This window comes from Flagellimonas sp., from assembly GCF_965601775.1.
Classification (GTDB): Bacteria; Bacteroidota; Bacteroidia; order Flavobacteriales; family Flavobacteriaceae; genus Flagellimonas.
On record NZ_OZ271837.1, the window covers coordinates 3,175,524 to 3,197,351 of the forward strand.

20 protein-coding genes are annotated in these 21,828 nt (G+C 38.1%); 5 read left to right on the plus strand and 15 right to left on the minus strand.

Annotated elements, in window-relative coordinates; all coding sequences use genetic code 11:
• Positions 1 to 112: 112 nt before the first annotated feature.
• The 10 genes from ACSLUF_RS14700 to ACSLUF_RS14745 all read right to left on the minus strand — a co-directional run bounded on the left by ACSLUF_RS14700 (position 113) and on the right by ACSLUF_RS14745 (position 8,041).
• Positions 113 to 1,417: a serine hydrolase domain-containing protein gene (locus ACSLUF_RS14700; RefSeq protein WP_431128186.1), complete on the minus strand. Its 1,305-nt coding sequence runs from the start codon at positions 1,415 to 1,417 to the stop codon at positions 113 to 115.
• A gap of 134 nt (positions 1,418 to 1,551) precedes the next feature.
• On the minus strand, positions 1,552 to 1,827 hold the full coding sequence (locus ACSLUF_RS14705) for a hypothetical protein (protein WP_431128183.1): 276 nt from the start codon (positions 1,825 to 1,827) through the stop codon (positions 1,552 to 1,554).
• 6 nt (positions 1,828 to 1,833) lie between these two features.
• Positions 1,834 to 2,271 carry a DUF6090 family protein gene (locus ACSLUF_RS14710; RefSeq protein ID WP_431128180.1) on the minus strand — a complete coding sequence of 146 codons (438 nt, stop codon included), beginning with the start codon at positions 2,269 to 2,271 and terminating at the stop codon, positions 1,834 to 1,836.
• A gap of 167 nt (positions 2,272 to 2,438) precedes the next feature.
• Positions 2,439 to 2,930 (minus strand): nuclear transport factor 2 family protein, encoded by a 492-nt coding sequence (locus ACSLUF_RS14715; protein WP_106143218.1) that lies wholly within the window; start codon positions 2,928 to 2,930, stop codon positions 2,439 to 2,441.
• A 183-nt stretch (positions 2,931 to 3,113) separates the two neighbouring features.
• Entirely contained in the window at positions 3,114 to 3,536 is a 423-nt protein-coding gene (locus tag ACSLUF_RS14720) for a hypothetical protein (RefSeq protein WP_431128176.1), read from the minus strand.
• Positions 3,537 to 3,549: 13 nt separating this feature from the next.
• The gene (locus ACSLUF_RS14725) at positions 3,550 to 4,743 is read right to left on the minus strand and encodes a serine hydrolase domain-containing protein (RefSeq protein WP_431128173.1); all 1,194 of its coding nucleotides are present in this window, start codon (positions 4,741 to 4,743) and stop codon (positions 3,550 to 3,552) included.
• 88 nt (positions 4,744 to 4,831) lie between these two features.
• Positions 4,832 to 5,590, minus strand: a complete 759-nt coding sequence (locus ACSLUF_RS14730; RefSeq protein WP_431128170.1) for a helix-turn-helix domain-containing protein — start codon at positions 5,588 to 5,590, stop codon at positions 4,832 to 4,834.
• Positions 5,591 to 6,150: 560 nt separating this feature from the next.
• Positions 6,151 to 6,660 (minus strand): hypothetical protein, encoded by a 510-nt coding sequence (locus ACSLUF_RS14735; protein WP_211297979.1) that lies wholly within the window; start codon positions 6,658 to 6,660, stop codon positions 6,151 to 6,153.
• Positions 6,661 to 6,844: 184 nt separating this feature from the next.
• On the minus strand, positions 6,845 to 7,300 hold the full coding sequence (locus ACSLUF_RS14740) for a hypothetical protein (RefSeq protein ID WP_106143224.1): 456 nt from the start codon (positions 7,298 to 7,300) through the stop codon (positions 6,845 to 6,847).
• A gap of 387 nt (positions 7,301 to 7,687) precedes the next feature.
• Positions 7,688 to 8,041 (minus strand): tRNA-binding protein, encoded by a 354-nt coding sequence (locus ACSLUF_RS14745; protein ID WP_431128166.1) that lies wholly within the window; start codon positions 8,039 to 8,041, stop codon positions 7,688 to 7,690.
• 305 nt (positions 8,042 to 8,346) lie between these two features.
• On the opposite strand from ACSLUF_RS14745, the gene ACSLUF_RS14750 reads away from it, so the two are divergent.
• The 3 genes from ACSLUF_RS14750 (at position 8,347) to ACSLUF_RS14760 (ending at position 10,513) form a co-directional block, all read left to right on the plus strand.
• Entirely contained in the window at positions 8,347 to 8,910 is a 564-nt protein-coding gene (locus ACSLUF_RS14750; RefSeq protein WP_431128163.1) for a Crp/Fnr family transcriptional regulator, read from the plus strand.
• Between the two features lie 193 nt (positions 8,911 to 9,103).
• Entirely contained in the window at positions 9,104 to 9,493 is a 390-nt protein-coding gene (locus tag ACSLUF_RS14755; protein ID WP_431128160.1) for a RidA family protein, read from the plus strand.
• A 12-nt stretch (positions 9,494 to 9,505) separates the two neighbouring features.
• Complete coding sequence (locus ACSLUF_RS14760; protein ID WP_431128157.1) at positions 9,506 to 10,513, plus strand: alpha/beta hydrolase; 1,008 nt, start codon at positions 9,506 to 9,508, stop codon at positions 10,511 to 10,513.
• A gap of 344 nt (positions 10,514 to 10,857) precedes the next feature.
• Here the strand turns inward: ACSLUF_RS14760 and ACSLUF_RS14765 are convergent, their stop codons facing one another.
• Positions 10,858 to 12,729, minus strand: coding sequence for a tetratricopeptide repeat protein (locus tag ACSLUF_RS14765; RefSeq protein WP_435623459.1), 1,872 nt, complete (start codon positions 12,727 to 12,729; stop codon positions 10,858 to 10,860).
• A 303-nt stretch (positions 12,730 to 13,032) separates the two neighbouring features.
• Here ACSLUF_RS14765 and ACSLUF_RS14770 point away from each other — a divergent pair, with 303 nt between their 5' ends.
• A complete protein-coding gene (locus tag ACSLUF_RS14770) occupies positions 13,033 to 15,078 on the plus strand; it encodes a thiol-activated cytolysin family protein (RefSeq protein WP_431129811.1) in 2,046 nt (681 codons plus the stop codon).
• A gap of 239 nt (positions 15,079 to 15,317) precedes the next feature.
• Positions 15,318 to 16,859, plus strand: coding sequence for an IS1182 family transposase (locus ACSLUF_RS14775; RefSeq protein WP_431129814.1), 1,542 nt, complete (start codon positions 15,318 to 15,320; stop codon positions 16,857 to 16,859).
• Between the two features lie 239 nt (positions 16,860 to 17,098).
• Here ACSLUF_RS14775 and ACSLUF_RS14780 read toward each other — a convergent pair whose 3' ends face one another.
• Genes ACSLUF_RS14780 through ACSLUF_RS14795 form a run of 4 tightly spaced genes read right to left on the minus strand, consistent with a single transcriptional unit; the run spans position 17,099 to position 21,760 of the window.
• The gene (locus ACSLUF_RS14780) at positions 17,099 to 17,536 is read right to left on the minus strand and encodes a hypothetical protein (protein WP_431129817.1); all 438 of its coding nucleotides are present in this window, start codon (positions 17,534 to 17,536) and stop codon (positions 17,099 to 17,101) included.
• Positions 17,537 to 17,582: 46 nt separating this feature from the next.
• Positions 17,583 to 18,929: a DUF6624 domain-containing protein gene (locus tag ACSLUF_RS14785; RefSeq protein ID WP_431129820.1), complete on the minus strand. Its 1,347-nt coding sequence runs from the start codon at positions 18,927 to 18,929 to the stop codon at positions 17,583 to 17,585.
• Between the two features lie 16 nt (positions 18,930 to 18,945).
• On the minus strand, positions 18,946 to 20,484 hold the full coding sequence (locus tag ACSLUF_RS14790; protein WP_435623460.1) for a serine hydrolase: 1,539 nt from the start codon (positions 20,482 to 20,484) through the stop codon (positions 18,946 to 18,948).
• Positions 20,474 to 21,760, minus strand: coding sequence for a serine hydrolase domain-containing protein (locus tag ACSLUF_RS14795; protein WP_435623461.1), 1,287 nt, complete (start codon positions 21,758 to 21,760; stop codon positions 20,474 to 20,476). Before ACSLUF_RS14795 ends, ACSLUF_RS14790 begins: the two co-directional genes overlap by 11 nt.
• Positions 21,761 to 21,828 lie beyond the last annotated feature (68 nt).

The following is a 21,828-nucleotide window of genomic DNA, read 5'->3' on the forward strand; positions in this document are numbered from 1 at the left end:
GATTTCGGGATAAAGAGACTTTTTGTTCCTGTTTTTGGAACTGAAAAGAAAATAAGGGGTGTCTCTAGCATGGTTCATTTTAGCTGGGCGTTAGCTGTATTTCAGCAGTTATTCAATTCTCAATAAATGCACTATAGACGACCTTCTCAAGTCTTGCATTAATTTCATCATTATGTCCTGAAAATGCGACCTGTCGAAGTTGGATGACTATAAGTTCATTCAACGGATCAATCCAAAAAGTAGTGCTAAAAGCTCCACCCCAAGAATAAGTTCCTTCGGGTTTATTGGGGTGGTCTGCTGTTGCAATATCAAAACCAAACCCGAATCGTGCAGGACCCCAAGGATAAGAAATAGTATCAATTTGGTTTTGGTGCATCAGTTGAGCAGTTTCTGGTTTTAATATTCGTGTTTCACCCAATATCCCATCGTTCAGCATGGTCTGGCAAAACAGGAAATAATCTCTTGCAGTCCCTGTCATTCCGCTTCCACCTGAAAAATAGGTCTGCGCTCCTGCAATTGGGTAATCTGGAATATATAGCGGATGATCTTCTAACTTCAAAGGCTCAAACTGGCCTAAGGTATCGGTTACATAATCGGCACCAAATAAAGGAGTCAGATTTGCTGAAGCGCTGGAATCACTAAAGTAGAAATCAAATGTGGTAGCACCAATGGGCTTAGTAATATTTTCTCTGATATAATCATCCAATTCCATTCCTGAAGCTACTTCAATTACCCGCCCGAGTACATCAGTACTCAATCCGTAAGTCCACTTTTTTCCAGGCTCATGAACAAGAGGAAGATTGCCAAATCGATTCATTTTATTTTGAAGCGTCCAATCGTGATACGTGTTAAGAGCAGGTATTTTATGTTTCATAAAAATAGCATCTCCATGGTCCTCAAATCCATATGTTAAGCCTGAAGTATGAGTAAGAAGTTGATGTACAGTAGGTTGTGTTTTAGTCGGGACGCTAGTCCAAGTGGTGTCCTTAGGATTAAAACCAGTGATAATTTCCATTGAATCAAAAGATGGAATGTATTTGCTAGCCGGATCATTCAATTTGAGTTTGCCAGCTTCTATAAGTTGCATCGCCGCTACGGATACAACAGGTTTTGTCATACTTGCCATTCTGAACAAATGATTTTTACGATAGGGCACAGACTGTGCAAAATCTGCCAAACCCACTTCCGATTCGTATATAATTTTTCCGTTTTTAGCAATTAGAGTGACAGCTCCAGGGAACTTTTTTGCCTCGATATATTCTTTAACCATTGATTCAATTTTGGCAAGCGAATCCATATTCATGCCGACTTGCTCAGGAGTAGCAAACTGAAATTTTCCGAAGGTTTCTTCTTTGTCAGTTTTGCACGAAATGGCAAGAACCGATGCAATTGCTAAGATGATTGTTGAAATTTTCATGTTTTCAAATTTATGTCGAAGTTGGTCGCTGACTCATAACGGTCTCGTATAACCGTAATTACGGTTATACATTGTTGTGCTTTCGTTATTTATTTAATTCATTGTCAATTAGTAAAATAATCTCCTCACATTTTTTATTCATTTGCAAAAAATATTCCATTCATTATTTCAAAATTGTTTATGGCAAAAGCGAAACCATTTTTTTGTTTTTGGTCACTAAATATACCTCCAAAGGTTTCTTCGTTTAAATTTCCAAATGCTCCCATTTTTCCGTTTGACTGCTGAAAAAAGTAATTCCTTGACATAGAACTTATATCTTGTTTTTCATAACTACCCGGATATAGTGTTTGTTCTGCGTCATGTCTCCAATGATTTTCGGAAGTCTTTAATTTTTTATAGAGTAAGTCCAAATTCAGTTATTCATTTTTGATTGAGTCATTAGAGATAACAGCAAAATTACCCGAGTTTTTCAATTCTTGGTAGGTATTGTCAATTAGATAGAAACTTTGCCATGTGTAGATGTCTACTATATGCTTATTAAAAGAATTCCAATCTGCTACAGGCTTGCCATTAAAATATTCTAATACGATATATGCTGAATTAATTAGTGAATTGCGTCTATTGATAAATCGGTTAATTTCCGTAATTGACAGTTGTAAATCTCTCTTGATATTGTTGATATAAGTTAATTCGGTATCTCTTAACTTTCTTTCCTCATTCCAATTGTTAATTTGTAAAGCAATCAAAATTCCAATAACGACAAGGACAATTTCTCCAATTGTGTATTTAAAATACTTTCCTGTTTTACCGTCTGAAAGTAAATCTTGTCTAATTTTTCTAAAGAATTTTATCATTGGTTACTGGTTGGTCATAATGAAGCACAATGGTCTCGTGTATGGCTTCGTTGCGGAAAACGTCAAATGGACTTTTCCGCCATAGCCACTAATTTAGCGAATCAGGCTGGATTTTCCGTTTGGAAATTCCTGCCGCAATTAATTATACACGTTGTTAGCCACTGGCTTTAGTCTTCTGTATCAACAGGTTTTTGGGTTGACGTAACACTATCAATTTTCCATTCTTCATTATACTTTTTATAAATTGCTGTCCAAGCAAAGTGTGTTTCTTCTTGAATTTTATTCCCTTTCTGATCTTTATAAGTTAGGGTTACGATTTTGTCAACTAAAGTGTACGCCATACTTCCATCGTCTGAAAACCTAATTATTGGTTCTGATGCATCATCCCATTTAACAAATTCGACTGCTGAGAAGTATTTGTTATAGCGTGATATTCTTTCTTCTTTTGTTGAACTGCTGATGACTCCATTACCTATACCTATAAAATTATCGGAAAACTGGTTGGCAAAGGCATTTGAGTCTTTATTAAAATGATAATCTCTTTGAGCATTATGTAGTTCTAAAATTTTTTCTCGTTCCTTTGATATATCTATTACACCTTTTTTACTACAGGATATAGTAATCGTAAAAATTAAGATAAATAATAATACTGTTTTCATATTCTAATATTTAAATAGCTTGTGGCTAACGGTTTATGTATGAATCCGTTGCGGGAAATCCCTAAGGATTTCCGGGTAAGGAATCAGTACAAATTAAAAGGAGTAATATTATCTGAATTATAGAGTAACTATGGATTATACACATTGGTAGACACTGGGTCTTATGTTATCTGAGCAATACTCTTATAATGGTCGCATAAATATTGTTTTATAATTTCTATAATGCCAAAGCAATAAATATAGGTTCCCGAGAACCATTGCTGAAGTTATCACAGGTGTTCCTTTCATATGAAGCCCCACAGAAATAATAAAAATATTTATTGTTACTGGTATCATAAGAATGCTAGATAGCACTACAAATCGATTAAAGAAAACTAGAACACCTATGATTATTTGAAAGTAACCAATAAAGTTCCAGTAAAATCCCGTTTCATACATTGCATTAAAGTATGAGCCAACAGGGTTGTCATTTGTTAAAATAGTAAATTTTATTCCAGGACATTTTCTTATTCCAGATATTATAAAAGTTAATCCCATTCCGATTTTAGCAGTCCAATAAACATATGTTAAGATGGGTTTAGTTTTTAAGTTGTCAATGGAGAACATATGTATAATAAGTTTACTCTTTAGGTTTAAGAGTATTTTCTATAAAGTTCTGAAAGAGTATGATCCAATCACTATCATCAAAAAGTTCTGCTTCATCACCGTTTCTCACTATTATAGTGTTGGCCCTTGGAGAAACATATATTATCTGCCCTAAGTTGCCTATAGCCATAAAGTCAGATTTTGTATTCTTTTCTGGAATTCCCCACCAAAGGTAGTTGTAAGTCCAAAATTTTGGATTACTAAAATTTTGATACGTGCTATCCATTTTAGGTTGTATAGATTCATCAATCCAAGAAGATTGCACAATTTGATTATTTTGCCATTTTCCATTATCTAAAGCTAGTTTTCCAATTTTTGCAAAATCTATGGCTCTTGCATTAAACCCGCTTTCCATTTTTTCAAAATTATTTTCGTCGGTACTCCATGTGGCATCATACTCCGTTCCAATCTTTTGCCATATTTTGGATTCTAAATATTTTGAAATGGACTTTCCAGTAGTGCGCTCTAAGACTAGACCAATTAGTAAAGCATTGTAATTATTGTATTTAAATTTAATTCCTGGTTTTTGCTCGATTTTAGAATGCTTTATAGCTACTTTTCTCAAGTTTGGATGATAGTAGGTTTTAGGGCTATCTCCAGTAACAAATGGGAAGCTTATATTATGGGAATAAGAAAGACCTGATTGCATTTTTAGCAAATGCATAATTGTAATATCTCTAAATCTTATATCTTCTTTCTCAAGTTCTGGAACATATTTTGTAATTGGATCCTCAATGTTGCCGATTGCACCTTCATGTATGGCGATACCCATTAATAGCGATAAAATTGATTTAGAGACCGAAAACGATGTTTGTAATGAATTACGATCATTACCAGAAAAGTAATTTTCGTATAATAATGTATCATTCCTTATTACAATAAAGGAATGAGTCTTTTTTTTCTTTAAGAAGTTATCCAGATTGGATATGGTTGAATCTTCTTCAAAGGTTTTAACCACATCACTTGTTTGTGCTTTTGTGCCATTAATGAATTTATATGCTACATGCGCCCTTTTAATGTCTGCATACTTAAATTTTTCAAAGTCATCATAGTCAGCATCTTGCCAAGCAACAACACGATAAATATATCTTGGGCTGTAAAAACAAGATTGTGTCAAAGTCAAGAGTCCAATAATTAATAGGGTTCCAATAATAATTGGTTTTTTCATTATTTAAAAGTTTCCAGCTAATGTACTTTTGACTGAGTACGGTTGGATATGTTTCCTAAGATTTTTGGTTCGAACCAATCGGAAAATACTATTGAATACTTTTTTTCCTATAATTTGAAGGTGTAGAATTCGTTTCCTTTTTGAAAGCCGAGAAGAAAGTGGACTTGGATTTGTAACCAAGATCATAAGCCAGTTGTTCCATTTTTAAATTAAACTCATCACCTAATAGCCGTCTTTTGGCTTCTTCAATTCTATAGGAGTTTGTGAGAGTTATAAAACCAACTTGTAATTCCTCATTCAGAATTTGTGAAATATTGTGAGTACTTAGGCCGCTTTTTTCGGAAAGCATTTTTAATGAAAAATCTTCATTGAGATAGAGCTTCTCAGTTTCTATCAAGGTGGTAATTTGGTTAAGCTTTTCTCTCTTGTAAAATGAGGATAATGATGACTTAGAGTATTTCTTACTCGGGAATTTAAAAAGATCAGTTTTACCAAGGAGATAAAGAGTAATAAGATACATAGCAAAAACACTAAACAGATCTGCAGAATAATGTGGAAATGGACTTTTAAAGAATACATAACCTTCAATCTTGCCTCCTTGCGAGAAGAAAAGAATCAGGCTGCCTAATATCAAAATACCTGTTACATACGTCAACCAGTTAATTTTTTCCCGTTCAACTTTTTTATCATTTCTTCTATATTTTATGATTTGTACTATTGAAACGCATCCATAAATAAACAAATGCAAGGACAAAAGTTCAACGACTACCCAACCCTGAATGTTCCACGGGTCAGTCGAAAAATGTGGTTTTACTAATTCTGTTGGAATATTTGTCCGAAACTCCATGAGGTATATGGACTTTTTAAATACACCTCGTTGAAAAAAGAAGTTGAATGAATAAATAAAATAAAACAGAAATGGAGTTAGATGAAAAAATTCGAACTTGAGCCTTTTTAGGTTCATTTGTGATTTACAATATAAGAATGTAAATGGACCTAATAGGAATATAAATGGGATGGATGTCATAAATATATGAGGGTAATAGCTCATATAACCCGTACGCAAAAAAAAGGATTCAATTTGCATAATGAGCAAAACCGTAATAATGTAAACAATCAGTTTATGTTGTCGGTATCTCTTTTTTATACTGAAAAAGTAAATAATAAGTATTGCCTGAACAATTCCAAAAATGATAGCGGTAGTGATAGGACCAAATTCTAGTATCGGATTTGAGGTTGAAATCACTTTAGTAAAACTTTTTATTGATTAATTATTGTTTGCTTTTACCCAATTATGAAACTTGTGGCTAACGTGTTCGTGTATGAACCGATTCAATGGTTTATACACATTGTTGTGCTTAGTCTTTCTTTAATCCATTATTTTGATTGGTTAGAAATTTTTAGCCTTTAAAGGAGGCTGTTAATAGGGTATTTATCTTTTATTTCACTTAATTTTTCTCTTTGATTTACTCCAAATTCAATAAATGATCCATCAAAAAATTGTAAGAACGGACTTTTTAATAACGCTCCAAAACCAGGTGATTGCACTACACCTTCAACTAGAGCTTTTCTAGAATTCCAATCTCTTTCATTCAGCATTTTATTTTTGTGCTGTAAAAATAAATTCTCGACGTGACGCACTTCTGCAGCAAAAAAGTAAAAACCTTGATTGTATTCTTCTTCGGTCAATGAATCGGGACTAGCTCTAAAACACGAAACTATTCTTGCCGATTCTTTAGAATTTGCAAAACTTAAAAGTAATTGAATATCTAGAGTCGTAATTTCATGAAATGTCGATGCTTGAGTAGCTTTAGTATTATCTCGAATTTGAAAACCAACGAAAATCAGTGAAATAATCACAGCCATCGCTGATATGATTTCAGCAATCAAAGCATATTCCTGGAGTATTTCATTCATATCTCTATTTTCTAATGTTATTGAATTCGTTTAATTTAAATTAAGCACAACGGTCTCGGCTATGAGTAGTTGCGTGGGTTAGCACTTAACTTTGCAAGTACATACCGAACTGAAAATCCGCGAGGATTTTCAGAAGCAGGCGAGACCAAGCAATTACTTATAGCCATTGTTGTGCGTTCGTATTTTATTCTTTCATTTCTACTCTAATCAGCCGAATAGTTTTCGTATCGCTTAAATTTTCTACCGTATGAGGTGCTTCAGGGTCTTTATACATTGTCAAAGGAAAAACAAGAGGTTCAGGTAACTTCCGAGTATCCATAATCACATTACCTTCTGCGTCTCGGTCAATGAAATCTCCTGCATCCATAATATATAAGACACTTTTCCATTGATGATGATGTACTGGCTCAATTTCGTTTGGTAAGACGGTTACTTCTAAAACTCTTACTTTATCATTTTCCAATAGTATTTTATGATTATTTGGTGCAGACACAACTGCATCTTGGTCTTTTGGCCAATCAGCTGGATTTCCTGTTTTATACAAAAGTTTTTGTTCGTCTGTTATTTGTCCGAATACTGAAATAGTTGAAAATACTGTATAGCAAATCGTAGTAATTAAAAATTTTGAAGTTGATTTCATATTTGGTCAGTTTTAGTTTTAAGTGCTTACTCTAATCGGTTTTCAGCTATCCCGTTTTGCTTTATTAAACAGTTGTTTGTCATAAGACGTACAACAGGGGAATATAGTTATTAACTAATATAGGAATATATCATCATTGATTATATACCGTTTATATTTCTCACCTTTCTACAGATTTACCTCCCTTAAATGGGCGAGTTATTGAGACTTTTCGGAGTGAATTAGTAGATTCCCTAGAAACGTTGATTTTATGGGATTAATCTAAACTCCATCCGAGACAAAATGTCTACCCTGGTTCAAGATAGAAGTTGGGAACGCGAAAGATTTCCTTCTTAGATGATTGATTTATCATACCTGAAATTTTAGTAGGCAACTTCGAGTATCATTTTATCCTATTTTGGTTCCATTCTGTATTTCTCGCTCAGGTTGAATCAAAGTCACTTCATTGTTCTCACCAACACCACCCAAAATCAGACACTCGCTAATAAAGTTCGCTATCTGTTTGGGCGGGAAATTCATGACCGCCACAACTTGTTTGCCAATCACGTTCTCTGGACGGTATAGGTCGGTTATCTGGGCAGATGTTTTACGAAATCCGAAATCTCCAAAATCAACGATCATTTTATAAGCGGGTTTTCTTGCTTCTTTAAAAACTTCACAGGTAATTACCGTACCGATTCTCATTTCTATTTTTACAAAATCATTCCACTGAATGATAGTATTATGTTCCTTTGAGATCATGGTTGTGTTTTTAGGGTTGCTAGGGTAAAATAGTATTTGTTTTGTAGATACGCATCCGGTTTACTAAATTAACAAATAGCTTGAATGGGAATGTTCTACAAAACTAAGATGCTCTACGCATCAACCTCATCGTAACGGCCAGGGTTCTAAGGTTGCTGCTTGTTATATTCCCTATTGTGAAGTAATTTCAAGAAATACGTTGGTCGTTTGGACGTATACCCGAATGGAAATGAACTCTATGGAACTTGATTTTCCTTTCTGTAAAAGCATCGATGATAGGATTCATCATTTTAAAATAAACTTTAATGCACGAAAGACTTAGGAACCATTTTGAAGAAATCGTTGATCTGACCGATCAGGAGTTCGCTTTTGTGCTTACCCAGTTCAAGACAAGGGAATTCGAAAAGGGTGATTTCATTTTTCAAAATGGTGATCCGATCAAATATGCATATTTCATTGTTTCCGGGCTTGTGAAGCTTGTGTACCATGATGAGAACGCCAACGAACATATCGTTTCCTTTGCCATGGAGGACTGGTGGGAGAGTGACTTTAATGCTTTTTTCAACCGATCGGAGGCAACCTACTCCCTAAAATGCTTGGAAGCTACCCGGGTATGTTACCTTACTTTGGAAGGCTACCAAAAACTAAGTAAGGGACTACCAAAAATGGGGGCCTTTTGGCTCCAAAAATCAAATGGGGGATTCATGAGCTCCCAACGACGAATCCTTTCCCTGCTCACCACAAATCCAAAAGAAAGGTACGAGCAATTTTTAAAGGAATACCCTTCCCTTGGGCAAAGAATTTCCAAGACACAAATAGCGGCTTATTTAGGTGTTTCCCGAGAAACCCTAAGTCGACTCCACTACTAGCAAGTGTTTTTGTGACCCAAATCACAACTGATGGGCTACTTACGTGAGTTGGCTCACAGGTATGGCCTTTGTCCATTTTTCAACTTTGTACCATAAACTTTTAATAACATTTGAGATGGAACGAATTACAGTTTTAGCAATTGTGCTGCTAACGATAGCAAACCTTCGTGCTCAAGAAAAAACAGAGAAAAACATGGAAAGAAAAGAAATCAACCCCTGGACATGGCAAGATGAGCGTCATTACGCTCAGGCCATTGAAGTAAAGAACCCTGAAAGCACCTTGTACATATCAGGTCAGACCGCAATCGATGCCAACGGCATCTCTAGTACGGCTGATTTCAAAAGTCAGTTGCTTTTATCGATTGCCAACCTTGAAGAGGTACTGGCAAAGGCAGGATACAAAAACACGGATATTACCCGGATTACTTTGTATACCACATCCTTTGATGAATTGGGCCAGAACTTTGGAACCATTCAGGAATGGATTGTATCGAACAACATTAGAACGGCAATAACCGTGGTGGAGGTCAGTAAACTGTTTGAAACCACAGTGGTGGAACTGGAGGCAACAGCCGCGAAATAACAAAACATTAAAATGATGAAGACTTTAATTAAACTTTTAATACTTATTGCGATAAACAATCCGGTAAAGGGTCAAGTAGAGGACTATTTGACAGATCAACACCTTGATCGAGGAACCAAAGAGTTTTTAAAAGCTCTCAATACCTCCGGTGGACCTGCCCTGGAGACGCTTTCAAAAGAAGATGCCCGGCAGGTCTTAATTGGGGCACAGGCCGCTGCGGATGTTGATTTTTCTGGTATCGAGGAATCAGAAAAAACAATCGAGGCGGATGGATACGAAATCAGCTTGAACGTTGTTCGCCCCGAAGGCGTGGAAGGGGAACTTCCGGTATTCATCTTCGTTCATGGTGGCGGATGGATTTTGGGAGATTACCCCACACATAAGCGGATGGTGCGGGACTTGGTTGTAAGATCTGGCTTATCGGCGGTATTTGTAAACTATACCCCATCCACGGAGGCTAAGTACCCGAAGGCCATCAATGAAATTTATGCTGCCACCAAATGGGTCTCCGAAAATGGGAAACAGATCAATGTTGATGGATCAAGATTGGCCTTGGTCGGAAACAGCGTAGGGGGCAATATGGCAACGGTAACTGCCATTAAAGCCAAGGAACAGGGTGGACCCGATATCAAGCTACAAGTGCTTCTTTGGCCGGTAACGGATGCTTCATTTTCCCAAAAGTCATATGAAAAATATGCCAAGGACAGGTTCCTGACCACTCCGATCATGAAATGGATGTGGGACCAGTATACGACAGATCCAGAAGAAAGAAGATCCATTTATGCTTCTCCGCTCCAAGCTTCTTTGGAACAATTGACAGGCCTCCCACCGACTTTGATTCAAGTTGCAGAGAACGATATCTTAAGGGATGAAGCAGAAGCCTATGGGGGAAAACTTGATAAAGCGGGTGTACCTGTGACCATAGTGCGCTACAATGGAATGATTCATGATTTTGGGTTATTGAACTTCTTGGCCGAACTACCGACAACCAAGTCTATGTTTGATCATGCAGCCACATAGCTTAGAAACCACCTGTTTAAATAACCGGTACATCCATCAACAAAAAGCCACTCACATGAGTAGCTTTTTGTCTTGTATTCTATATTTTTCCAGGGATGAAGTGCCCTTAGGCTCAAAGTTTCCAATGTATTTACCATAATAACCAACATGAAGTGGTTTCTGGCAGATACTAGGTGTCCTGTAAAACCGTGAGTTTAAGGGACTAATTGGGCAGTCGGGCTAAATTCCAAAAATGTGTTCTTATAATAGGACAGAAGACGGAGGACATAATTATTTATTTCAGAATTAAAATTATATTAATTTAATTGTTGTCTTTGTTTCTACACCATTATTGCTACGAACTTTTATAGACTTTTAATAAAGCCATCAAAGTCAAGGTCTTTATCAATGTTCAACTTTTGCTTTAGTCGGTATTTGGACGTATGAATGCTAGTGGGTAGCACATTTAATATGTTGGCGATTTCATTATTATTCAAGCCCATCTTGACATAAGAGGCTAAGCGCAGTTCCTTGTCCGTAACTTTATTGGATAAGGTTTTCAATTGCGTCTCAAAATCCTGATGAACCTCAGAGAAATAAGATTTAAAAACTTCCCAATCTTTGTCGGCCGTACTTTGTTTTTTAAGTAGCATGACAATACGCTTAAACTCAAGTTTAAATTTTTCAGGTGAGTTTTTCAAGCTCTCCAAATTTTCTTTGAGTTCGGCGAGAAATTGACTTTTTTGTACTAGGTGCAAGGTTTGGCTGGTCAATTCCTTTTGTTTATGTTCCAATTCCTTGGTGATTTTCTCTTTTTCGATTCGGTTCTTTTTAATGCGTTGTCGAAATCCAAAAACCAAAACTCCCGAAAGGGCAAGGGCAGACGCCATACCGCCTGCATAAATCCCTTTGGTTAATTTATCAACCTTAGCTTTTTCATTTAAGGTCTTTATTTCTTCTTGTTGTAGAGCGATTTCAGCTTCTTTTTGTTCGGTTTCGAAGATTGCCCGTAGTTCCTCTATTTTTTTGATTTTTTCTGAATCAATTAAAGAGTCATTAATCCTTTTGAATTGCTTGTGCTGAGAAAGGGCCAAAGTGGTTTTGCCAAGAGCTTCGTTGGACCTGCTGCTAAGTTCAAGTGTTTTTTTTAAAATGGATTGATTTTCAGTTTTTACTGCATAGGTCCTCACCCCGTCAAGGATTTTGCTGGATGCGGCTGGTTTATCCAGCAAGAGATAGGCCTCTGCAAGCTTGTTCTTTGCAATCGCGGCCTTTCTTAAACTATTGATGCTCTCTGCTTTTTCGATAGCTTCATTTAGGAACTGAACCGCCAACAAAGGTTTTTCTAGTTTAATATGCGTTGAGCCAATGTTTGTTAAGGCTGTGACCTCCAGTGCTTCTACTTTCGCCTCTTTTGACTTTTGGATACTCCTTTCAAAAAATCCCAACGCCGTATTTTGTTCACCAAGTAAATGGTGCATTAAGCCTATATCATTTAGGGCCTGCGCTTGGTAATAAAGGTCTTCGTAATCTTCATAAATTACTAAAGCTCTTTTGTTATATTCTAAAGCTTTATCAAAGTTTCTTAGGTTATATTCGAGTATAGCCAGATGATTAAAACAATCGGCTATGCGTATTGAATCTCCTATTTTTTCGAAAAGATCAAGACTCTTTAGGGCATATTTTAATCCAATTTCGTAGAAACCCTTGTTTTGATTTATATTTCCTTTGAAGCCATAAGACAATGCAATTCCAGTACTGTCCTTAAGTTTGATGACATGTTCAAGATCCATATTGTTGATGCTATCCGCGGTTTTCAAATTACCTTGAGTGAACTCCAAAATGCCCAAACCACGATATGCTTGAGATATGTATAGACCATTGTTTATCTCTTTTGCTAATTGAAGACTGGTTTTATAGTAGTGTCGAGCCGAATCAATGTTGTCAAGGTTGTAGTAGATTATTCCTAGATGGTAGTTTGCGAGGGAAATTCCTGAATCGTAGTCCAGCCTTTTTGAAAACTTCAACTCTTTAATTGCAAATTCTTTCGCCTGCTCCGGTTCTCGATACATATAATGATTGACGATGTTCTTGATTGTTTGGATTTTTAGGGTATCCAACGGTTGATTCTTGAATTGAAGTATTAGGCTATCAATATCCATTTTGTTTTGTGCCGTTAGGTTAAAACTGCACATTAAAACAAAAAGTGTTAGAGCATTTTTTACTGTTTTCATCATTTAGGTAATTGTTTTGGCAAGATACTCATTATGTGAAGCTATGAAACATGTTGTTTGTTGTTTCAAAAGATTCTGTCAATATAATGTCTAGATATAAAATACATCTAAGTGTTGATAAAATAATTGTAAAACATTGATTTTATTTGTTTTATAAATTTTCCATTTACTTGTGATATTATACCTGTCTAGGTCAAGATTAGCTTTAATATATGCTATACGTCTAGGATTTGTCTAGCTCTGTTTTTAGGTTAGACATCTACGCTCTTCTAGTTTTGAAGTGTTGAATCTAAAAACCAAGAAGTTATGAAAACAAAGCAGTCACTTTTAAAAGTCTTGACACCAGTACCCATAGTGCTCATTTTTCTTTTGCATGCCTGTAGTAAAGATGAATCGCCTACCGAGGACCCTACTAATCCGAATGTCCCGGGTGGTTCAGGTACAGAATTAACAATTACCGAGGTTTTGGCGCGGGGAGTTGTTGAAGATTATCCAGTGGAACGGGTTGCAGACACCCTTGAAGTTTCTGAACCCTATTATGAAGAGTACCTCGAAAGTACTGCCGATGGTGATGTGACCAATACCTATTTCTGTACCACTAAAAAAGTAAGTGTCTTGGATGGTAATGGTCAGTTCCCACTTTTTAACCCTAATGCCGAGATGATATGGCCTGGCAATCTTTTACAGGGTAAGACCCTTAGTGCCAATTCTCCCTCTAGTATTAATGTCGATAGAGCTGGTGGTACGGTATCCATCAATTTGCTTAATGGTAATAGTGCATCTGCCATAACTGTTGATAAAGTGACAAAGGGTAATATGCAAATTGCAATGAATGAGATTATTGCCAATGACCCCAACATTGTTCCGGCCAACTTTCAATTAGAGGTGGAAGAAGTCTATAGTCAAGAACAAATGGCATTGGAATTGGGCGTAAGTTATGAGTCATATAACATCAATGCATCCGCCAATCTTTCTTTTTCGAATGAGAAAGAATATAATAGGGTGCTTGTGAAATTGACACAACAGTACTATACGATGTCTATGGATCAAATCAATGGTCTGGATGATATTTTCGCACCTGAAGTAACAGGTGAGGACCTATCGCCTTTTGTTCAAGCAGACAACCCGGCAACATTTATATCCTCTGTAACTTACGGCCGTATTTTTTATATGTTAGTGGAGTCCACCAGTTCTGTTAATGAACTTCGGGCTAGAGTTGAGGGTACGTATCAGGGTTTACGGTCTAAGATTGAAGGCGAAATAGAGTATGACCAATACAATGCTTTAAAAGAGGTGAAAACCAAGATTATTGCTTATGGCGGCAGTGCCCAAAGTGCCTTCTCGCTTACCGGAGAGCTTGATATTAATACGATAGGTGAAAAACTAGCGGAAAGCACTAATATTACTGAAGCCCTGCCCTTATCTTATGTAGTTAAAAGTGTGCTTGAACCTAGTAAAACAGTGGGTACAAAATTGGCTACCGAATATGATGCCGTAATCTGTTCCTTAAGGGGAGCAAGACCTCCACAAGGTTATAGCAATTTGGTTGGATTGTTTGAAGATGGTGTCGGTGCAGCCACTGCTGTGGCTGGCTCAAACGCCATTTTATTTAATGGAGCTGGAACTGAGTATGTTTGGTTTAATGGAAATACAGGCAATATTTCACCTAAATATTCAATTAATGATGGTAGTGCTCCACTCGGCATAATCCCTTTTGACGCCTTAGATTCTGCAACACTCGCACGGCCTGGAAATATCTTTGTCTATGACAAAAATAGTAATGAAATCTTACAACTTGTTTTTGACCAAAACCCCTATTCAGGAAACAGTAGTACTATTCCAAATAGCAAAATAATTTCTGAAATTAAGGGACCTGTTCAAATAGAAGTATGGCATAATTCAAGTTTACTTGATGGCGAAACCTTTCCATTATCTGGTACTGGTTTTGATGCCGTAGTTTATTTAGGTCAAGAATATGAATTTTACACCTCCAATACACCTTTCACAATAACAGGACATAACGAATACACCTATGATCACGGCTATTTTCAAAAGGGCAATAATAATTCAAGTGCAACGGAGTCTTATATTCGAGATATTTACGAAACCAGAAACATTATTACCAATAATGTAACAGATTCTGGCATCAATACTTCTCGTAAATGGAGTGATAAAGAGGATGTTTCAAATGATGAAGATTTTCTATTTTCAGATATCGGAGCTGCTTGTAGTTTCACCCAGGGGAATACAGAATCCGGATTCAAGCTCCTATATTTTAGTTCAGATGGCAAGTCATTTTTTATTAGAAATGGGGTTAACGGAGATTCTGATGGCCCATATGTAATTGATTAATTTACATTCATGCAGTCGGCACCTTAAGTTGCGATTCAACAACTTGGTGTCGGCTGTTTCAAATGTTTTATTTTTAATGGTGAAACACTCATTTGATGATTGTACTGATTTAAGTTTATTAATAAGGCGAGTATTTGTTAGGAGAGGTAGATTCCCATAAATTGTTCGTGGCTGTTGCACAACTCTGATATTCATCGATTCTTGCTTTCATAAGCGTTGGGAAATAGGTAACTTATGGTATGCAAGGCAGAAAGAACTACACCGAAAAACTGTTCCTCAGTTTCAGGCTGTCGGACCGTGTTCCCAAGGACAACCTTTACAGAAGGCTCCGCGAAACGCTCGACCTGAGTTTTCTTTACCGCGACACAGAGGAACTTTATGGCTGTACGGGCAATCCATCAATCGACCCAGTGGTCTTCTTCAAACTGTTGATTACGGGATACCTAGAGAACATCACCTCAGACCGAAAACTGGTGGAACACTGTAGCATGCGGATGGACGTGCTCTACTTCCTGGGCTATGACCTTGACGAGGAACTGCCATGGCACTCGACGATCAGCAGGACAAGGCAGCTTTACCCGGAATCCCTTTTTGAGAAACTGTTCAACAAGGTATTTGCCCTTTGCGTAGACAGCGGGATGGTTTCCGGCCACACCCAAGCAGTGGACTCGGCCCCTATAAAGGCGAACGCGTCCATGGAAAGCGTGGTGCCGAAAATGCCTGCGGACTCCATAGGCAACCACTTGAAGAAAGTGTCTGAAGAAAACGGGGCAACCGGGCAAAGCCAATCAAAGACCGTTTCCCCTGCACATATCACCGCTCCCGAACACGAGCTGAAGCGAGTGGAAAAGCACCATCGAAATCTTCGGGAGGGTCCGGTACAACTGGTCGGCGGATCCCACAAAAAGGCACGCCTGCTGAGCAACAAGACACACTACAACCCCCATGACCCGGATGCCCGTATATCGGTAAAGCCGGGCAAGGCCAGAAAGCTCAACTACCGCTGCAGCATGGCGGTCGATACGGCGGAAGGGGTCATCTCGCATATCCAGGCGGACTTTGCCGACGGCAGGGACAGCCAATACCTGAAGGATATCGGCCTTCGGGTTCAGGACCGTTTAGGGCGGAACGAACTCGTAATGACGGACCTCTTGGCGGACACAGGGTACTCCAACGGCTCCAACTACGATTTTCTCGAGCAAAGGAAGGTCACCGGATGGATACCCGTCTTCGGGAAATACAAACCTGAGATAGAAGGTTTCCCATACAATAGGGAAAGGGACGAGTACCGTTGCCCGATGGACAGACCGCTGCCCTTCAAGGGGTTCAGTACCAACAAGTACGGCACCGTGCTGAAAAACTACTGGGCGGCACCGAGGGACTGCAAGGCCTGCCCCATGAAACCCCAATGTGCGCCAAAAAAGAAATGCAAAAGTATCACCAGAACGATATACGACGAACCGTACCTGAGGGCCTACGCCCGACAGCACAGCGAAAGGGGCGGACAAATGAAAAGACTTAGACAAAGTATGGTGGAACCCGTGTTCGGAAGCCTGACCCAGTTCTACGGCCTGAGAAAGATAGGCGTATTGGGCAAGGCCGGTGCCCACAAGGTCATGCTCATGGCTGCAATCGCCTTCAACTTGAAAAAGTATCTAAAGAAAGGGGGAGGGAAACCCTCAATAGGCATTTTAAGGGCCATTATGGACGTACTTCAAAGCTACCTGACCGCTTTTTACCGGCAAATCCAACCAAGACCGGTCCTCCCGAAGACTCTGTAAAAACTGCGTATTCGAATCAATATCCTGAACACAGATGACTTATGCAACAGCCACGTTCGTTTGTTGAGAATCAACCAAGACCTTCCAATATTTTACAGATAATGATATTGAAGATTTGAACTGCTTATCCATTTGAACTGCGTTTTTTGGAAAAGGTTGTTCCAAGAAACCAGGTGAGTAGATTGTTCTTTAAAAATTCTTTTCTGAAAATAATTTCCCGAGTTGCTTTAGTAAGACTTTTACTCTTTCCGCTCGTAAAACAATCCTGGGCCGTCGCATGGAGCAGAGCCTCCTATTAGAGCTGTCACCGAAGGCATGAAAAAGGTTTCAGTTTGGTTTTCATTCCCGCAGCTCTCTATCAAGTCTGTTCCAGTATCATAATTTAAAATAAGATACATCTCATTATTAATTTCACTGAAATCGAAAATACCTTTTCCTTCACTTTCTTCATTATCTAATAACCTCGTTTTAAAAAATCGAGAATCTTTTTCAAGAACTATGGTTTCAGTCCATGGTAAATCGTCGCCTTCTAAAAGACCTCCAGATAGACCTGTTGACATTCCGGTCAATTCCCAACGTTGTGGAAAAATATTGCTGTCAAAAATAAGGTCATCTCTGGCTGAATTTGAACAGGAGAAGAGAAAAAAAAACAAAATATAAACATTATGCCTTAGCATAAAAATTTTTTAATAAGATGGAAAGTAACTGGATTGGTTGCCTCCGTTATACTATTTTAACCTTGCTTTGTTCAAGCAATTTTATGATGGTATTCCAATCGTCTTCATCAATTTCTGTGAAATTACTTTTCTGGATATAATCAAATCTTTCTTCCCACTTTCGCCAAATAAGTACTTTCAATATTCTCAGGCTAAGGTTTTTGGCGCGTTCTTCTGATTGAGCGGAAAGTGTCAAGGCAGCTTTATAAAGTTGCTCATTGTTTAAATCACCATAATGTTTTATGCTCTTTTTTAATGCGAAAAGTGCAGAATCGATTTCTTTGGCTTTTATGAATTTCCCAAACTTGGCGTAATTCGATTGAGCCTCTTCAAAATTTGTTTTTGCCTCAAGCTTAGCCTCTTCCTCAAAAGGTGCCACATAAGTTATGCCGTGGTAATACGCATAGACCTCAACTGGTTCGAGAAGTCCCAGTTCAAACCGCCTTTGATTGACTTCTGATGGATTAGCTATCGGATAAGGTGCGTTCTGACCCATACTGGCCCCATAGGTTTGTTTCTGCCATGTTTCTCTTGCGATTCTATCGTTCAACTCTGCATAATGGTTGGGATCCATGTCTCCTTTTTCGACTGCTTCTTTTATCTTGGACAAACATTTTTGTTTAAAAAAAACGTTGGGATGATGCTGGGGTATTCCCCAACTTATTTTGGCACCATCTTCGCCCACCAATCGATTTCCAGGCCAGCCGTAAATTTGAATTATACTATCCAGTTTAATTTTATTGATATCCCATCTCTTCTCTATCGGCTCGAATAGTCGGTCATAGTCCTCATCGGTGACCGTACTGTCCAATAAGGCAATTTGTTCATTATATTGGGTAAGTACCCGCTGGTCTTCTGCCCACAGATTCTCAAGTAATTCCAATACTTCAGGGCTCTCAATTTTTCGTAAATATTCACCTCGTTTATTCTCTGTTTTTTCAATTACGGTCTTCCATCTCGGATTATCATACAGATTAGACAATTCCGGTATCGAATTGAGTAGTTGAGAATCCCTAAGACCTGATTCGATAGCTTTGTCCAAAGCATCAAATGCTTTGTCTGTTTCACCATTTGGAGCATAGATAGTGGCACAGACAAAATAATTCTCCCAGTTTTTATTGGGCATATTTTCTGTGGCTTCCAATAGTAAATCCGCAGAAGCGGTATTCCTATCCTCATCCAAAGCCCTATATGCATTTATGAGACCATTGGACCATACATGATTTTCCTTTTCAGACTTGGGGGCTGTTCGTTTTGCTTCGGAGCAACTGGAAAAGTGCAAAACAATGATGACTAGCGCCAAAATCACTTTGGAATGGTAAGCTGATTGATTTTTGATTGATGATTCCTTCATTTTTAAAGGGTTTAAATTATAATTTTTTGAATGTAATCGGTTGTTGTAATGATTCCTCTAAACGTATTTTAAGCGATAAGACTTGTTTTTTTCTTTCCGATTTGTGTTGAAAGTGGAACACGGGCAGACCTGAATCTTCCAGTTTTAACCCTGCTAGTTCAAAAGGGGTGAAAACCGCAGTGTCAGATTGTTTTAGATAATATTTCTTGAGTTTGAACTGTGCAAATAGCGAATCCTTTTCCTCAAAAATTTTGAACGTACCATATCCTTTATTTTGATAGCTTCCAGTATAAGAAATTGGCTTATTTGAGTGCTCGAAATTATCTTTTTTGTTTACTGTAGCTATTTCTTTGATCTTATTTCTTTCTTTTTCGTTCTTCTCTTTTTCTAACAAAAAATCTTGTACCCAATCCGTTGGTTCGATTTTTAACATTCGATCGGCTATGCTGTTCCTTACCATTGAAGTAACAGAAGAAGCCCCTTGGTTAGTCAACACCACGATGCCAAGGCTGTCACTGGGAAAAAAAGAAACATTTGCAGAAAACCCATCAATATTGCCTTCGTGCTGTACCCGATAATGCCCACGATACGACGAAATGAACCAACCGTACCCGTAATTGGATAAATGCATATCAGGCGATTCTTTCTCTGGCAAAGAAGCACTTGTCACGACCTGAGAACTCATAGCCTCTATCACATAAGATTCTGATAGGATTTGTTTGCCTTGATATACTCCCTTATTCAACCAAACTTTTAGCCAGTTGGCCATTTCTTTTGCTGAACTATTGATACTTCCTGCCGGTCCGATTCCAGCTAGGTCAAAATAGTCTACTTTCTGAATCAAGGTGTCATGCTGCAACTCATAACCGATCGCTCTGTTGGTGCTATTTTTCAGCTCTGAAATAGAAGTATTGGAACGTTTCATATCCAGTGGCTTCAAAAAATAGTTGTTGATATTCGCCTCCCAACTGCTGCCTGTTATACGTTCCGAAATAACGCCTTGAAGCATTAACATGAAATTATTGTAATGGAACTCTTGACGAAGTCCGGTATACGGTTCTTGATATTGTACTCTTTGTACCAAACTATCTTTGTCGTGACTGGGAAACAGATACCATGATTCGTCATGCCTTGGGATGCCTGTTTGGTGGGTCATCAAATCTTTGATAGTAATGTTTGTATTCAATTCATGCCTATAGAACCTCAATTGGGAAATATGTTTTATCGGGCTATCAGTAAATGCCAACTTTCCCTCATCTCTTAATCGTCCTAACAAAGCACAAGTAAATGCCTTGGTAGTTGAGCCTACGGGCATAACTGTATTGGCGTTCATGGGAAATTTGTTGTCATAATCGCGATAACCGAATCCTTTGGCATATATTATTTTATCCCCTTCCACGATTGCCACCGCTAAACCTGGGGCTTTTGAAATCGATAAAATCTTATTCAATTCAGCGTCTATTCCCTGGAGTCTCGGTTCAATTTGACCATAACCTAAGACAGCTTCAAAGAATACAATTAGAGAAGAAAGAATTGAGACAGACTTACTTATCATATGTTCCAGTGGATGCACTATTCAATCTTAACTCATATTCACCTAAGGTATCCCAAATGGCATAAAACTGCTCAGCACCTGTTGCATCTAAGTCCGTGTTGACAAAGAGGAGCTTCCCAATTTTTGTTTTGGGATTAAAGAACATAAAGGTCGAAACCCCTGGGTCTCCGCCCATATGTCCTAAATAGCCAATGGGGGTATGCCCAATAAACAGTCCAGAATTGTATTCATCATCAAAAGGGCGGTCGGTATCTTGTTCTTCTTCAAAATTCTCTTCGGAGAGAAACTCTGAAAAGAACTGCTCATAGCTTTCTTTTGAGAGCAGTTCACCCTTTCCATGATATCCTCGTATCAATTCGGATAGATACTTTGCCTTGTCATCAATAGAGGTAATCAATCCACCATCGGGATAGGTAATCAGTCTATAATCAGGAATTCTCTTCCGATCGATAGTAAATAAATGTGTGCGTTTTGATTGGTCTACATTCGAAGTTTTCCAACCTGATGAGGACATTCCCAAGGGTTTTAAAATATGTTGTGTTGTGAATTGCGCGTAGCTCTGGTTGGTGGAACGTTCAATAATATATGCGGCAAGCGTCGCGCCGACATTGGTATACTCGTAAAGTTCGCTAGGTCTGCTTTCCAAATAGTTGGCCTTATCGAACCAAGCCCCTTCTTCGGCAAGAAAATTTTTGAGGAATACGCCCATTTCGATTTCGTCCTCAGGTAAGTTGAATTCCTCGGAACTGGGCAACGATTTGGCCAATGTTGCGTCATTGGCATTTTCCATGATATACGACTTCGCCCCATATAAATCACCATCCTGTATGCTCGAGGTATGTGTTGCTAAATGTCTTATGGTAATGGTTGCCTCAGGATGGTATGGATTGAAAACCTTAAAGGGCAAGTAGTCATTAATAGGATCGTCTAAATTTAATTCGCCCATTTCCTGGGTTTTGAGCAAGGCTAATCCAATCATCGTTTTTGAAACCGAAGCAATGTTTTGTAATGTGTTTTTGGTGTAAGGGACTTTTCCTTTTATTCTGGAAAGCCCAAAACCTTGGGCATATAAAGTGGTATCGTCATTTACGATTGCCACCCCAAATCCATTAATATATCCTTGCTTTAGAAGATTGTTGACTTCCATTGTCAGGGAATCCCGCAATACCATGATGTTCGAATCTTTTGAACTGCTTGCTTTTTGATTGCAGGAGACAAGGATAAGACCAATGAACCATACTATTACGATTCTTTTAAAATAATTTTGAATTTTCATATTTATTGACCCTTTATATTGTGCAAGCAAAGAAAGACCGTGACCTTTCTTTAAAATAGAATGAAATT